The sequence below is a fragment of the Aureimonas sp. N4 genome, assembly GCF_001463925.1.
Classification (GTDB): domain Bacteria; phylum Pseudomonadota; class Alphaproteobacteria; order Rhizobiales; family Rhizobiaceae; genus Aureimonas; species Aureimonas ureilytica_A.
The window spans coordinates 39,515-53,567 of record NZ_BBWS01000022.1; the positions used below are offsets into that span (position 1 = coordinate 39,515).

Genomic DNA, 14,053 nt, shown 5'->3' on the forward strand with positions numbered 1-14,053 from the left:
GCCGCCGCGAAGGGGATCGCGGCGGCCTCTTTTCTAGTGGGGTGAGCGGTGATTACTCGCGCTCGCCGGTGAAGTTCAGGAGAAGCTGGAAGATGTTGACGAAGTTCAGGTAGAGCGACAGCGCTCCGAACACAGCCATCTTCTGCTGCGACTCCGCCGAGAAGTTCTCGGCATACTGCTCCTTGATCGTCTGCGTGTCCCAGGCGGTCAGGCCGACGAAGACGATGATGCCGATCACCGACACGGCGAACTGAAGCGCCGAGGAGCCGATGAAGTAGTTGGCGATCGAAGCGATGATGACGCCGATCAGGCCCATCATCAGGAGCGAGCCCATCTTGGTCAGGTCACGCTTCGTCGTGTAGCCGTAGAGGCTCGTCGCGCCGAACATGGCGGCCGAGATGAAGAAGGTGTTGGCGATGCTGGCGCCCGTGAACACGAGGAACACGGAGGACAGCGACAGGCCCATCACGGCGCAGAAGGCCCAGAAGGTCATCTGTGCGGCGCCCGCCGACATGGCATGAATGCGGAACGAGAAGAACAGAACGAAGCCCAGCGGGGCCAGCATCACCACCCATTTCAGGGGCGAGTTGAAGATCGGCACGTAGAGGGCCGGCGTGTTGCCGACGACGAAGGCGACAAGGCCCGTGACCACGAGGCCGAGGCCCATATAGTTGAAGACGCGCAGCATATGCTGGCGCAGACCCTCGTCGAACAAGGCGCCGGAGGCAGGCGCGGCCTGCGTGCCCCAGCCATAATGCGGTGTGTTCATCGGTGTAACTCCATGAAACGCGAGTGAGAGGTCTGAGCCGTTTCGCCGGGAGGGGCGTCGGGCTCAGTAGAGGCTGCGAGCGAGCCGCTCGGCGGCATCGCTCAACTCGTCACGCTCGCCGGCAGGGCCGACCAGCGCGTAGGCGACAGGCCCCTGCTGCCAGAAGGCGGCAGCGAGGGGGCCGGATACGGCGGTCTGCGGCTTCGTCACCTCGAACGTGCCGGGGCGGATGCCGTAGAGCGACAGCGCCTCGCCCGAGCGATCGGCCAGCGCGATTTCGACGCTGGGCCCGGTGGGCGAGGGGAAGACCTGCACGTCGCGCACCGTCCAGCCGCGCGGCGCGTCCGGCATGGTGATAGCGGTCGCGGCGCTGATTTCGGCCGGGTCGTAGCGCGGCGTCTCGACCTGCGAGGCCATGTCCGAGCGCAGGACGCTGGTGCGATGGGCGGCCAGCGCCTCATTCACGAAGCTCGGCGGCGCGGAGGAGGCAACGCTCTGGCGCACGGCGAGCGGCCCGGTGCCCTCATGCGCCAGCCAGCCGAGCGCCACGAAGACGCCGATGGCGGCGACGCGGCGCAAGACGTCCAGCTTGCGCCGACGGCCGAGGCCGCCCTGGAGCCGGCGGGCAAGGTCGGCCAGCTCGCGGCTGCCCGGCGCATCCGGCGCGATGACGGCAAGGCGCAACTCGTCGCGCAGGCGTAGGTCCGCCATGATGCGGGCCGCGTCGTCGGGGCGGGTCGCGAGCCAGGCCTCGACCTCGATGCGGCGCAGCGGGGGCAGGCGGTCGTCCACATAGGCGACGAGATCGGCCTCGAGGATGGGATCAACGGCCATCGGAACCTCCCGCGGACTTGAAAGGAACGACGTTGCTCTCGGCCGGTACGCCGTTCTCCATCTCGCGCAGACGGGCACGGGCGCGGGAGACGCGCGAGACCAGCGTGCCGACGGGGATACCGAGCGAGGCGCTCGCGTCCTCGTAAGAGAGGCCCTCGATCGAGACGAGATGGAGCGCGGCGCGCTGTTCCTCGGGCAGGGTCAGGAAGGCGCGGCGCACTTCGGAGAGGCGCAGTGCGTGATCCTGCGACGGGCCGAGCTCGGCCGAGCCTGCATAGGAGATCTCGGCGTCGCGGCGGGACTCGGCGCGGCGGGCGCGCAGGCGGTCCACGAACCCGTTGTGCAGGATCGTGAGAAGCCAGGGCCGCAGCGCGAGGCCGGGGCGGAACTGGTGCTGGCGCTCGATGGCCCGCACCAGCGTGTCGTGAACCAGATCCTCGGCGTCGTCACGATTGCGCGTGAGCGTCAGCGCGTAGCGGCGTAGGGCGCCGAGCTGGCCAAGGACATCCGGGGGCGAAGATTTCGTCGTCATCACCCGGGTATACGGAGGGGCGCGGAAATCCATCCCGCACCCCCGCGCTTTTTTCGATCACACACGCGTGAGGCTTTGAAGGTCCACATCGCCCTTCTGGCTGGTGAAGCGCAGGCTGCCCGCTCCGCCGCCGCTCTGACTCTGCGAGACGCCCGAAATCTGGTGATCGCCCGTGTCGTAGAGCGAGACCTTGCCGCCTTCCTCGATGGCGAGGCGGCGCGAAGCGGGGAAGGCGGCGTAGCGCACGCCGTTCTGCGCGCCGGAGGAGGAGGGGGAGCCGAGATCGCCCGGCCACCACTGGCCCGCATTGCCGTTGGAGGCCCGACGCGGCGCGCTCTCCGTGGCATCGCCCGGCGCGCGGTTGTCGTTGAGACTGTCCGCCTGCGCCCAGGGGCTGGTGAAATTTGCCGCGCCTTCCGGCTTGCCACCGCCGCCGCCGGCCGAGGAGCCACCCGCCGCAATCTCTTCGGCGAGACGGCCGACGCGGGCCTTCAGATCGTGGTCGTTCATGGCCGAGATCATCAACATGCCGCCGCGCGACCACTGGCCCATGCCGCCGAGCTCGGGATGGGAAAACTGCGCCATCGTGCCGCCGCCGGAGCGTATGGCGTCCGCCATGGCGCGCGCCGCGCCTTCCGAAAAGCCGTTGCGCTCCGCGATGTCCTTGAGTGCCGTCTCGTCGCTCATGCCGAACCCCTCTTTGGCTGACTGGTCGTGTCAGCCTTCATATAGGGCGCGCGCGGAAACGGCCCGCGCCTGTGACGGCCGGGGGAGAGCAAAAGGCCCTTCATGGTGAAGGGCGGGCGGGACGCCGGAGGCGAACCTCCTTTGTAGTATTTATATGGTCCGCTTCCGGCGTCCCGCGCGGTGTTGTCCGGCCCACGAGGCGCTGCCAACGCCCCGTCCGCTTTCCGGGCCGCGCTTGCGCTGCTCCTCGGCCCGCGCCTCGGTCATCCCGAGGGAGGGCTGTCGCCGGAACAGGGCGCCGCTGATTGCGAACCCCTTCGTTGTGAGAGGCCGCCCGGCATGCCAGAACCGTCCGAGCCGCGCCGCCTCCGGAAGGCAACGCACCGCGGACACCGCCCCACAGCCCCCGAACGATCCCGGTGATCATTCGCGCTCCTTCGCGAGCCGCAGGTGAGGGCCAGAGTGCCGCGCTTTCCGGGGACGGGGAGAGATGGGGGATTGATTCGCCTTGCCCCCGCCGCAAGAGCCCTGCATTCGCGGGAGCGTTCCTCTCACGGAGTTCCGATTTGTCCCTCATCAAACCCCTCTGCGCCGTTCTCGGCCTCGTGCTTCTCGCCGGCTGCGCGGAAATCAACAAGCCGATCACCCCCGGCGACAGCTGGCGCGAAAAGGCCACGAGCGACCTGAACGCCCCGCCGCGCTGAGCGGCCCCTTTCGGGCTGACGTCGCCCTCGGCCCCGCCCGCATCCGGCGGGGCCAGCCGACCGCCCGTTCGGGTGGGCTCAGCTTAACCATCATCCCGGCTGAATATCCGGTTCAGGAACCATTCAGGCGGGAGGGGCTTTCATCGGGTCAGTTCAGTTGGAGGAACGTACCTATGAAGAAGTCCCTCATCGTCGCGATCGCCGGATTGCTCGTCGCGACCGCCGTGCCCGCCAGCGCGCAGAGCTATCATTCCGACGCCCGCCAGTATCGCCAGCAGGAGCGCATCGAGCGCGGCTATCGCCACGGCCGCATCAGCCCGCGCGAGGCCGCGCGCCTGGAGCGCCAGCAGCGCCGCATCGAGCGCGTCGAGCGCCGCGCCCGCTATTACAACAATGGACGGATCGACCCGCGCTCGGCGCACAAGATCAAGCGGATGCAGGACCGCGCCAACCACGCGATCCGCCGCGCCAATCGCGACGGCTATTACCGCTAAGCCGGCCGCTCACGCCCGGTTGAGAGCGTGACGCCTGCGGGAGATGGGAAGGGCGGCGCAGTCCGCCTTTCCTTCGATCCCGCCTCTGCCGCAACCCTTCGCAAGCCGGGGCGTTTCGCGCTCCGAAGCCACGTTCAGGAATGGGTCCGATGAAGAAGAGCATTCTCCTGTCCCTCGCCATGCTCGGGTTCGCGAGCGCCCCGGCCCTGGCGCAAGAGCTGATGCTGCCCTCCGGCCCGCCGCGCAACGCAACGGAGCAGCGCTTGCAGGATCAGGTGAACGCGCAGATCCAGCTCAACCGCGCGCGCGGCCTGCAAAGCTCCGACGAGGTGCGCCGGCAGGGCTACCGCTATCAGGCTCCGCAGCCGCGTTATGAGCGCCGCGAACGGGCGGAGCGGCGCTGGGAGCGGGAGGATCGGCGGCGGTGGGAGCGGCAAGAGCGCCGCCGGGATCGGGATCGGTACTGGGATGGGTGGTAACCAACCGGCCTATTGAGGTTGTTTGACTGCTCCTGCAAGTTGTGTAGTGTTTGCGAATCGCGGTTAATGGCGAGGCATACACTATGCAGATTCGGGAATATCAAAAAAATGCCTCAGAGACTGACTCAACGAAGAGACCTATCGTAACCCTTTTTGGGTTGATCGGAGAGGTTGGAAGTCTTCATTCTATATATAAGAAAAAACTTCGCGACAAAATTGACGAGAAGATCATAAGGAGTGAAATTGAAGAAGAGATAGGTGATATACTTTGGTATTTGTCTTCATTTGCAACGTTGAATCAAATCGACCTGCAGGATGCTGCCCAAAAAAATCTCCAAAAAACGAGAGATTTCTTCGGGGCGTCCGAGGCTCCTTCGTTTGACGAAGAGTACCCCGTGAATGAGCGGTTCCCCGATCATATGGTCGTCGAATTCAAAATCGACGATAATGGTCGAGTTGGGATGATTTATGAAGGAGCGCCGCTTGGCGACTCTTTATCGGATAACTCCCATATTGAGGATAATTACAAGTTTCACGACGCCTATCACTTGGCATTTTTAGCTCACTTACATTGGTCTCCAAATATTCGTCGCCTTTTGAGGCGGAAGCGAAAATCAAACAAAGCTATTGATGAGAACGAAGACGGAGCACGCGCTTGCGCAGTAGAAGAAGCTGTCGCGGCGATGGTTTTCACTCAGGGTTTAAAAACCGGTTTTTTCCGATCTCACCAAGCTGTGCCATTAAAACTAGTTTCCTTCCTGAAGGAAATGACATCAAATTTCGAGGTTAAAGCATGCAACGCATCAGCGTGGCGTAATGCTATATCTGATGGTTCTCAAGCATTCGAGTTCCTCTCAAGAAATCAGCAAGGAATTATAGAGATAGATATTAGTGCTTCAACTCTCAGTTATAGGTAGAAAATGACAGTATATATTGTAAATGAAACAATCAAGCAATCGGAGATCGATTTGATTCAGGCCCATTTGCCCGATCGCAGCGTTCGATCGTGGCCCAATCCGGATGCAGTTTTACCGAACGATGCTAGCGCAGTGGTGATAATCGTTCGCGAAACTTCCAGCCCACTTGAAGAAGAAAGGGCCCTGAACGCTGCGGACGCACATTTGAGAATCGTATGCGTATATTTGGAGAAGATGTCGAAAATCAGTGCGGTGGCCGAGATGTTCTGTATGGCTAAACTACTTCTTGGAGCAGGGGACTTGCTCGGCGCTCTAGAAGGGGACGATGGAATACAGCAGGATTCTGAGGGAAAGCCTGCTGCCTCGTCAAAAAGGAAGAGACATAATTGTAGCAATTAAAGGGGGCGGTGATGGTTTCTTTTTACCGATATGTAATCGACCATGACATGGGATTTTCGCCTAATCCGTTTTATGGCGTATGTACGCTAGCTAATTGTAAGCCCGTAATACGTAGATGTATTAAAGAAGGTGATTTCGTTATGGGCTTTGGCGCAGCGAAGTCCGGCGTAAAAGGAAAACTGATTTACTGGATGCGTGTTGATGGGAAGCTTAAATTTGAAAAATACTGGTCTGATCCTGCCTATCAAGTTAAAAAGCCAGTCGTAAATGGCAGTCTGATAAAGTTTTATGGTGATAATATTTATTGGCGTGATGCCGCTGGTGTGGTTCGGCAGGAGCCGTCTTTTCATAGTTACGAGGATGGTCGCACTAATGAGAAAAATTTAAAACGAGATACTGGTAGTACAGACCAAGTTTTAACTGCTAAATTATTTGGATACTATGGTCATTCAGCTATCGAGGTGCCTGCGGGCCTTTCGGAAGTGGTGCCGAAAGGCCGGGGTCACCGGAGAGCCTTAAACAGAAGCCTTGAACTGAAATTGGAGGCTTGGTTGTTAAATGATCTACCTACTGGCTTAAGAGCAGTGCCAGGAGGGTGGCTTCATGGCAAATGAAATAGATGGTTTCTTGAAATCTCTAGAAGTAGTCAAGCTTGATAATTGCTTCAATCCTTATGCTGACAGGTGCAAGGTTTACGATCTCCCAAATGCGTTTGAGGTACGAAAAGAAAATTTAAGGTTGATCCTGGAGCGTTGTGCTTCAGCTCCAGTTGTTGATCTCTGGGTTGGGAGAGATTTGGGGCATAAAGGTGGGCGTCGGACTGGAATAGCTCTACTCGATGAACTTCAAATGGACGCTTATGCTTCAAAGCTCGGGATCGGGCTTTTATCTCGCGCTACAACAGGCAAGCCGGTAAAAGAACAAACGGCAACATCCGTTGCACAGGCCATGGAAAATTGTAGCGTACCAATATTAACTTGGAATGTTTTTCCTTTTCATCCTCATAATTCAGGTTGTCCTTTTTCTAATAGATCCCATACTCTTCGGGAGGCGCAGATTGGCTGCGAACTCCTCCTTCGCCTAACTAGACTTGTAAGTATAAGATATGTGGTGGCAATCGGAGCTGACGCGAAGAGATCGATGGCAGCAATAGGCCAGGATATTAAAGCGGTGCGGCATCCCAGTTTTGGAGGGAAGAATAGTTTTCTTGAGCAAATGAAAAATATCTATCCTGCTCCAGCCAAGCCTGTAAAACAATTATCTTTTCATTTGGACTAATTAGTAGCTACCGCCCCGGCCTTCCCGTTTTCCCCGGCCGGCGCTTGCGCCGCTTGTCATCCCCCGCATCCTCATAACTCCCCACGCCGATCTTCTCCCGGCGGATCGGTTTGGCGTCCTCGCCGGCGCTCGGGCGCGCGGGGAGGGGGCCGTCGTGCTTGGGCTTTTCCGTGCGGCCGACCGTCATCTCGTCCAGCGAGTTCTTGCGGAAGAGCGAGCGGTTGGGCGTCGGCGTGTCGGTGCCCGGTCCCATGTCGTCCAGCGTCGGGCGCTGGAAATAGGAATGGCTCTCGTCCGCACGGGTGTCGTCGGCTTCCTTCGGCCGGAGGGCCTTCACGCTCTCATGGTCCCCCTTGATGCGCGCGGCGAGGGGCTCGCCGTTCGGGCCGAAGCGCGGGTTCTGGTGGTTGCCGCCCTTGCCGCGCGCGGGGCGCTTGCCGCGTGAGGGCTCGCCGCCGCCATAGAGCGCCGTGTCCACCTCGCGGGCCATGGGATCGTCCGCCACGGCCAGCTCGGTGGCCTGAAGGCGCTTGATCTCGTCGCGCAGGCGCGCGGCCTTCTCGAAGTCGAGATCGGCGGCAGCAACGCGCATCTCCTTTTCCAGATGCTCCAGATGGCTCTTGAGATTGTTGCCGACCAGCGCGCCCTCCTTGGTGGTGGGCCCGGCGCCGACGCGCACGGAATCCTTCTCGTAATAGCTGTCCAGAATGTCCGCGATCTTGGCCTTGACCGATTCCGGCGTGATGCCGTGCTCGCGGTTATAGGCCTCCTGCTTGTCGCGGCGGCGGTTGGTCTCGGCGATGGCGCGCTCCATCGAGCCGGTGGTGCGGTCGGCATAGAGGATGACGCGGCCGTCCACGTTGCGCGCGGCGCGGCCGATCGTCTGGATCAGCGAGGTTTCCGAGCGCAGGAAGCCTTCCTTGTCCGCATCCAGAATGGCCACGAGACCGCATTCGGGAATGTCGAGACCCTCGCGCAGGAGGTTGATGCCGACCAGAACGTCGAACGCGCCGAGGCGCAGATCGCGGATGATCTCGATGCGCTCCAGCGTGTCGATGTCCGAGTGCATGTAGCGCACGCGGATGCCCTGCTCGTGCAGATATTCGGTGAGGTCCTCGGCCATGCGCTTGGTGAGCACGGTGCAGAGCACGCGGTAGCCGTTGGCGGTGACCTCGCGGATTTCGCCCAGGAGATCGTCCACCTGCGAGCGGGCGGGGCGAATGTCGATCGGGGGATCGGTGAGGCCGGTCGGGCGGATGACCTGCTCGGCGAAGACGCCGCCGGACTGCTCCAGCTCCCACGAGCCGGGCGTGGCCGACACGGCGACGGTGGGCGGGCGCATGGCGTTCCACTCCTCGAAGCGGAGCGGGCGATTGTCCATGCAGGAGGGCAGGCGGAAGCCGTATTCGGCCAGCGTCGCCTTGCGGCGAAAGTCGCCCCGGTACATCGCGCCGATCTGCGGAATGGTGACATGGCTTTCGTCGATGAAGACGAGCGCGTTGTCGGGCAGGTATTCGAACAGGGTCGGCGGCGGGTGGCCGGGCTGGCGGCCGGTGAGATAGCGCGAATAGTTCTCGATGCCGTTGCAGGCGCCGGTGGCCTCGATCATCTCGATGTCGAAGGTGACGCGCTGCTCCAGCCGCTGCGCCTCCAGAAGGCGGCCGGCCTTGTTCAGCTCGATCAGGCGAAGGCGCAACTCCTCCTTGATCGACTTCACGGCCTGCTGCAGCGTCGGGCGCGGCGTCACATAGTGCGAATTGGCGTAGATCTTCACCGACTTGAGATCGTCGGTCTTGGAGCCCGTCAGCGGATCGAACTCGTGGATCGCCTCGATCTCGTCCCCGAAGAGCGAGATGCGCCAGGCGCGATCCTCCAGGTGGGCCGGGAAGATCTCGATCGTGTCGCCCCGCACGCGGAAGGAGCCGCGCGTGAAATCCATGTCGCGGCGCTTGTATTGCTGGGCGACGAGATCGGCGAGAAGCTGGCGCTGGTCCAGCCGGTCCCCGATCGACATCTGGAAGGTCATCGCCGTGTAGGTTTCGACCGAGCCGATACCGTAGATGCAGGAGACCGAGGCGACGATGATCACGTCGTCGCGCTCCAAAAGCGCGCGGGTGGCGGCGTGGCGCATCCGGTCGATCTGCTCGTTGATCGAGGATTCCTTCTCGATGAACGTGTCGGAGCGCGGGACGTAGGCTTCCGGCTGATAATAGTCGTAGTAGGAAACGAAATACTCGACCGCGTTGTCCGGGAAGAAGTTCTTGAACTCGCCATAGAGCTGGGCCGCCAGCGTCTTGTTGGGCGCGAGGATCAGGGCGGGGCGCTGCGTCTTTTCGATGACGTTGGCCACCGTGAAGGTCTTGCCCGAGCCGGTGACGCCAAGGAGCACCTGCGTCATGTCGCCGTCCGACACGCCCGACACGAGGTCGGCGATCGCGGTCGGCTGGTCGCCGGCTGGCGTGTAGTCGGAGGCGATGCGGAAGGCGTGGCCGCCCTCCGACTTCTGCGGGCGGGCGGGGCGGTGGGGAATCCACAGCTCGCCATTCTTGTGCAGCGGGTTGCCCGAGGTGATGAGGTCCTGCAGCGCCTGAACGGTGGCCGTCACGCCGCTTTCGGGCAGGGCGGCGGCGTCCTCCAGGCTGACGTCGAGGCCGGCCACGGGGTTGAGCCCCGCGCGCGCGCGCTCGGCGGGCGTCGCCGCGACGCCCATGGAGGTGCCGCGCGCGGTCTTGGACGCGCCCACCTTGGACGGCTTGGTCTTCGGGGCATCAACGGGGGCGGAGGGCTTCTTCGCCTTGGCCGGCTTCTGCGCAGCCTTGCGCTGCGCCTCTTCCTCCAAGTTCTGCGCGATCTCGTCCGCCCAGCCGGACAGGGGGCCGGAGAGGGGCGTGCCGGTCAGCTCGGGCTGCGGGCTTTCGCCGAAGCCCGGATGCAGGCGCTCCGACGCGTCGGCATAGTCGAGAATGGGGGAGCGGCGGGGCTTCTTGGGATCGGGCATGGGGCGAATATGGCCTCGCGCTGCGGCAGAATAAAGGGGGAACGAACCATCGCCGCGGAACGCTCCGGCGGGCGTTTGAGACGGGGTGCGACAAAAGGGTGGTTCGGAATCTCACGCATTCGCGATTCCGCGTTCATCATTCGCTTACCAAATTAACCCATCCTGCTCCTGTCCGCTCGAGTTTCGCGGAGGATGTAAAGGCCGCCCCGATGGTTCTGCGTAAGACGGGTTGGCGCATCGTCACGCTCGCCGTTGCCGTGTATGCGACGGCGAGCGCCGATGATCTGGCCGAGGCGCTCGACTCCGGTTTTCCTATGCCGCCGGTTTCCGCGCCAGAGCCTACAGACATGCCGACGGCGCGCGATGCGCGCACGGGCGGCCGCCTCGTCTGGGGCGGTGCCGCGCCGGCCGAGGGCGGATATGTTCCCAGTCCCGCCTTCGGCGATCCGCCGCCGCGCAAACGGCCGGCCCGCTCGGCCGATCCTGCTCCGCCGCCGGTGGCCGCCGCGCCCGAGCCCGCCGAGCCGGCCGCCGAGCCCGTGCCGGAGCATGAGCGCGGCCCCGGCGATTACGGCCGCACCTATCCCGTGCGCGATGCCTCCACCAGCCTCGTCAGCCCCGCGAGCACCCGCGAGGATCTGATCCGCCGCATGATCGAAGAAGCGTCGCTTCCCGATGCGATGCCGGGCATTGGCGGCTCCTACGGCGCCCGGCCCGAGGCGGAGTTCGACCCGTGGGAAGGGCTGACCGAGGCCGAGCCGCCCGAGATCGAGGACGAGCCGGAGGCGAGCCCTTCACCCGCCCGCAAGCCGCCAATGGCGCGAACGCCGCTGCCCTCCTATGCCTCACTTTCGGCGCGTGTCCCGCCACCCTCGATCGTACGCCCGCCACGCGGTGCGTTGGAGCGCGAAACGCCCCCCGGATACCGACCACTCGCCGGCGACGAGGCCATGTGCCGGCGCGAGCTGCGCAAGCTCGGCGTGCGCTTCACCGACGTTTCGCCGATCGAGACGAGCCGGTCCTGCGGCATTCCCAATCCGGTGCGCGTCACCGAGGCGGTCAAAGGCATCGCCATGACGCCGGCCGCGACGATGAATTGCGAGGCGGCGCTGCGCGTGGCCCGCTGGCTCGACAAGGATGTGAAGTCCGCCGCGCGCTGGAAGCTCTGGAAAAAGCCCACGGCACTGATCAACATGTCGTCCTACCGCTGCTCGCGCATTGCGGGTTCGCGCACGATCTCGGAACATGCCAGCGGCAATGCGCTGGATGTCGGCGGCTTCCGCTTCAGCGACGGCTCCACCATGCGCGTCAGCCGCAAGGGCATGTTCTCGTTCCGCGAGAAGGCGTTTCAAGCCGCGATCCGCCAGGGCAGCTGCCGCTATTTCGGCACGGTTCTGGGGCCGGGATATAACCGCGCCCATGCCGACCACCTTCATCTCGACGTGAAGGCGCGGCTGCGGCCCATCTGCAAGTGAGTGCGAGCCGCAAGCACGGCGGCCCATGCGGGTTGATATGCGACTGTCCGTCGAGGCTGGGCAAAATGGCTTCAGCGCCCCGGTCCAGGATTGGGCGGCTCGGCGTATGAGCTGTCGCTGAACTCTTGGGAGGACCCAGTATGAAGCCAATCCAGTTCAATCGCGACGAGACCAGGGCGATCGTCGCCGACATTCAGAACTATTTTCGCGAGGAACTGGACCAATCGATCGGTGCCATTCCGGCGGAGATGCTGATGCGGTTTTTCGCCGAGAAGATGGGCGGGTACTTCTACAATGCCGGGCTGCACGATGCACAGGCGCTGGTGCGTAGGAAAATCGACGACGTGAGCGACGAAATTTTCGGCCTGGAGCAGCCGACCGGGCGGCGCTGAATGGGCGGTCTTCACGACAATCGGAGTCAGCTGATGTCGGAGCGCAGCAACGCTTTGGCCCATCACGCGTTGAGGGCGCGCGGAACCCGATCCGCACGGAGATAAGGAACCAGCCATGCTGAAACCCTTGACATTGGCCGCCGTGCTTCTTGCGGCCGCGTCGCCTCTGGCGCACGCGCAGGAAGACGGCCCCGACCGCGAGGATCGCGGCGGACGATACGAACGGGACGTGCGCCCGGACGACGACCTGCCCCCCTATCGCGACCGGAGCGACATCGACCGCTCACGCGACATGCGCCATGGCGATCGTTGGGCGCGGACCAATGACGGTGATGACGAGGCGGGCGACCGCGATCGCGACATGCGCGATCTCTACCGGGATCGGGACGACAAGGATCGCGACCACAAGGGCAAGGACAAGGATCGGGAGAAGCGCGACCGGGACCGCGATCGTGAAAAGGGTCCGCGCGGCGAACGCGGTGGCCCGGACGGCCGTCATGGCCCGCCCATGCCCGCCCGCGCCGGCTTCGAAATCAATATGGGCCCAGGCCAGACGCTTCGCGTGACCTGTGGCGACGAGGATCTGGCGGACTGCATGGCGGCCGCAAAGCCCATCCTCGACGCCTTCACCAAGAAGGTCGAGGATGCCGGCACCCGCGTTCCGCCTCCGCCGCCCAGCCTCGTGAACGGCGACGCACCGCCTCCGCCGCCGCCAGCTGGCGATCGTCCGGCTCCGGCCGGCGCGACACCGCCGCCGCCGGCGAACTGAGACATCGTAGGATAGGGGCCGGGCGAGATGATCGCCCGGCTCCATGGATTGATCCGGGTCTGACACCGGAAGGACGGTGAGGCCGGCGGAGGCAGCGTTTCGATAGAAGGCGGAAACCTCACAACGAGCGAGGCCTCTGAAACACGGCCGCGACAGGTTCGAGTGGCGCGTCTGCCTATCTCACGCTCATCGGAGGTGAGGGGCACGATCCCCCGCTTCCTTATAGATCATCGCAGGAGCCAGAGCCGCCCTTGCCGCCCTTGCCACCTTTTCCTCCGCTAACCCCTTTTCCGTCCTGACCATCACGCCCGTCAGTCCCGGATTTGCCGCATTGTTTCGTAGGGGCCTTGCTCGTTTTCAGTGAACCCTTTGGGTCATCACTCTTGCTGGTCTGTGTTTCGGCTGGCACCGGAATCTTTTCGCCAGCTTCCTGCGCCCTGGCTTCGATTGCCAACGCGCCGACAGACGAAATGGCGATCATCAGGAGTAGCCTTCCGAAGATGCGATTGCTGAGCATCGATCTTGATTCCCTCATTGAGCGACCGACGGCGCCGCGCTGGCACCTTCGATAGGGCAGCGTGACGATGCCGCCGTCTCCGGTTCGATGCCGGATCCGTTGCCGAAGTGAAGCGCGACCGTGGCGCGTTTTGCGGCGGGTAGAAGGCCTTCAGTCGTCCGAAACCGGAACGGGCGTCGGCCTGCCCTCTTCATCCAGCGCCACCATGACGAAGACGCCCTCCGTCACCTTCACGCGTTCGGAGGTGAGGTAGCGGCGCGCCCAAGCCTCGATCTTCAAGCGGATCGATGTGCGCCCGACCTTCTCGATGGAAGAATAAACGCAGAGCGTGTCCCCCACCTTCACAGGGCGGCGGAATGCCAGCGTTTCGACGGCAACCGTGGCGACCCGCCCCTGCGCGCGCTCGGCCCCTCGAATGCCGGCGGCCAGATCCATCTGCGACATCACCCAGCCGCCGAAAATATCGCCGGCGGCATTGCGGTCGGCCGGCATGGCCAGAATGCGCACCGTGAGTTCGCCGCTCGGATGCTCTTCGTCTTCGATCATGCTGGCGCCTCGAATTGAACCTGCCGCAGGTGTGCGCGAGACGACCCGGCGGCGCAAGCGCGATCCCGCGATGTGAACGCCTGCCGGGTGGTCCATGCCAAAATACGGTACGATCGGCTGGGGAAATAGCGCGCATACGTTGAGATGTCCGGGCGGGATCGACTATCTTCCGCACCGGCCCTAGCCGGTGAACCCCGTCGAAGCAGTCTTCGCCCGTCGGCGAGAATGGTCGCGAGATCGCCAAAGGCTTGCGGGACAGACAG

The 14,053-nt window shown here is 63.3% G+C and carries 16 protein-coding genes; 9 read left to right on the forward strand and 7 right to left on the reverse strand.

Features of this window, described 5'->3' with window-relative positions; translation table 11 throughout:
* Positions 1-52 precede the first annotated feature (52 nt).
* The 4 genes from AUL28_RS07120 to AUL28_RS07135 form a co-directional block, all read right to left on the reverse strand.
* Positions 53-769, reverse strand: coding sequence for a Bax inhibitor-1/YccA family protein (locus AUL28_RS07120; protein ID WP_062231236.1), 717 nt, complete (start codon positions 767-769; stop codon positions 53-55).
* Positions 770-832: 63 nt separating this feature from the next.
* On the reverse strand, positions 833-1,603 hold the full coding sequence (locus AUL28_RS07125; protein ID WP_062231238.1) for an anti-sigma factor family protein: 771 nt from the start codon (positions 1,601-1,603) through the stop codon (positions 833-835).
* Positions 1,593-2,135, reverse strand: a complete 543-nt coding sequence (locus AUL28_RS07130; protein ID WP_062231240.1) for a sigma-70 family RNA polymerase sigma factor — start codon at positions 2,133-2,135, stop codon at positions 1,593-1,595. The genes AUL28_RS07125 and AUL28_RS07130 overlap by 11 nt, the downstream gene beginning before the upstream one ends.
* Before the next feature lie 57 nt (positions 2,136-2,192).
* Positions 2,193-2,822, reverse strand: coding sequence for a hypothetical protein (locus AUL28_RS07135; protein ID WP_062231242.1), 630 nt, complete (start codon positions 2,820-2,822; stop codon positions 2,193-2,195).
* Positions 2,823-3,388: 566 nt separating this feature from the next.
* On the opposite strand from AUL28_RS07135, the gene AUL28_RS22565 reads away from it, so the two are divergent.
* The 6 genes from AUL28_RS22565 to AUL28_RS22575 all read left to right on the forward strand — a co-directional run bounded on the left by AUL28_RS22565 (position 3,389) and on the right by AUL28_RS22575 (position 7,093).
* Positions 3,389-3,526 (forward strand): hypothetical protein, encoded by a 138-nt coding sequence (locus AUL28_RS22565; protein WP_156419915.1) that lies wholly within the window; start codon positions 3,389-3,391, stop codon positions 3,524-3,526.
* 173 nt (positions 3,527-3,699) lie between these two features.
* Positions 3,700-4,020, forward strand: coding sequence for a hypothetical protein (locus tag AUL28_RS07140; protein WP_058636838.1), 321 nt, complete (start codon positions 3,700-3,702; stop codon positions 4,018-4,020).
* Positions 4,021-4,169: 149 nt separating this feature from the next.
* Positions 4,170-4,499 (forward strand): hypothetical protein, encoded by a 330-nt coding sequence (locus AUL28_RS07145; protein WP_156419916.1) that lies wholly within the window; start codon positions 4,170-4,172, stop codon positions 4,497-4,499.
* An 83-nt stretch (positions 4,500-4,582) separates the two neighbouring features.
* Positions 4,583-5,416 carry a nucleoside triphosphate pyrophosphohydrolase family protein gene (locus tag AUL28_RS22030; protein ID WP_082640313.1) on the forward strand — a complete coding sequence of 278 codons (834 nt, stop codon included), beginning with the start codon at positions 4,583-4,585 and terminating at the stop codon, positions 5,414-5,416.
* Between the two features lie 410 nt (positions 5,417-5,826).
* Positions 5,827-6,429, forward strand: a complete 603-nt coding sequence (locus tag AUL28_RS22570; RefSeq protein WP_156419917.1) for a hypothetical protein — start codon at positions 5,827-5,829, stop codon at positions 6,427-6,429.
* Entirely contained in the window at positions 6,419-7,093 is a 675-nt protein-coding gene (locus AUL28_RS22575; RefSeq protein ID WP_156419918.1) for a uracil-DNA glycosylase, read from the forward strand. The genes AUL28_RS22570 and AUL28_RS22575 overlap by 11 nt, the downstream gene beginning before the upstream one ends.
* A gap of 7 nt (positions 7,094-7,100) precedes the next feature.
* On the opposite strand, the gene uvrB is transcribed toward AUL28_RS22575, so the two are convergent.
* Complete coding sequence (uvrB, locus tag AUL28_RS07150) at positions 7,101-10,091, reverse strand: excinuclease ABC subunit UvrB (RefSeq protein ID WP_082640314.1); 2,991 nt, start codon at positions 10,089-10,091, stop codon at positions 7,101-7,103.
* Positions 10,092-10,300: 209 nt separating this feature from the next.
* On the opposite strand from uvrB, the gene AUL28_RS07155 reads away from it, so the two are divergent.
* The 3 genes from AUL28_RS07155 (at position 10,301) to AUL28_RS07165 (ending at position 12,727) form a co-directional block, all read left to right on the forward strand.
* On the forward strand, positions 10,301-11,566 hold the full coding sequence (locus AUL28_RS07155; protein ID WP_244493436.1) for an extensin-like domain-containing protein: 1,266 nt from the start codon (positions 10,301-10,303) through the stop codon (positions 11,564-11,566).
* A gap of 140 nt (positions 11,567-11,706) precedes the next feature.
* Positions 11,707-11,958 (forward strand): DUF2164 domain-containing protein, encoded by a 252-nt coding sequence (locus AUL28_RS07160; protein ID WP_062231245.1) that lies wholly within the window; start codon positions 11,707-11,709, stop codon positions 11,956-11,958.
* A gap of 115 nt (positions 11,959-12,073) precedes the next feature.
* A complete protein-coding gene (locus AUL28_RS07165; protein WP_058602285.1) occupies positions 12,074-12,727 on the forward strand; it encodes a hypothetical protein in 654 nt (217 codons plus the stop codon).
* A 220-nt stretch (positions 12,728-12,947) separates the two neighbouring features.
* Here AUL28_RS07165 and AUL28_RS22580 read toward each other — a convergent pair whose 3' ends face one another.
* Positions 12,948-13,208 carry a hypothetical protein gene (locus AUL28_RS22580; protein WP_156419919.1) on the reverse strand — a complete coding sequence of 87 codons (261 nt, stop codon included), beginning with the start codon at positions 13,206-13,208 and terminating at the stop codon, positions 12,948-12,950.
* Positions 13,209-13,394: 186 nt separating this feature from the next.
* Entirely contained in the window at positions 13,395-13,790 is a 396-nt protein-coding gene (locus AUL28_RS07170) for an acyl-CoA thioesterase (protein WP_062219247.1), read from the reverse strand.
* Positions 13,791-14,053 lie beyond the last annotated feature (263 nt).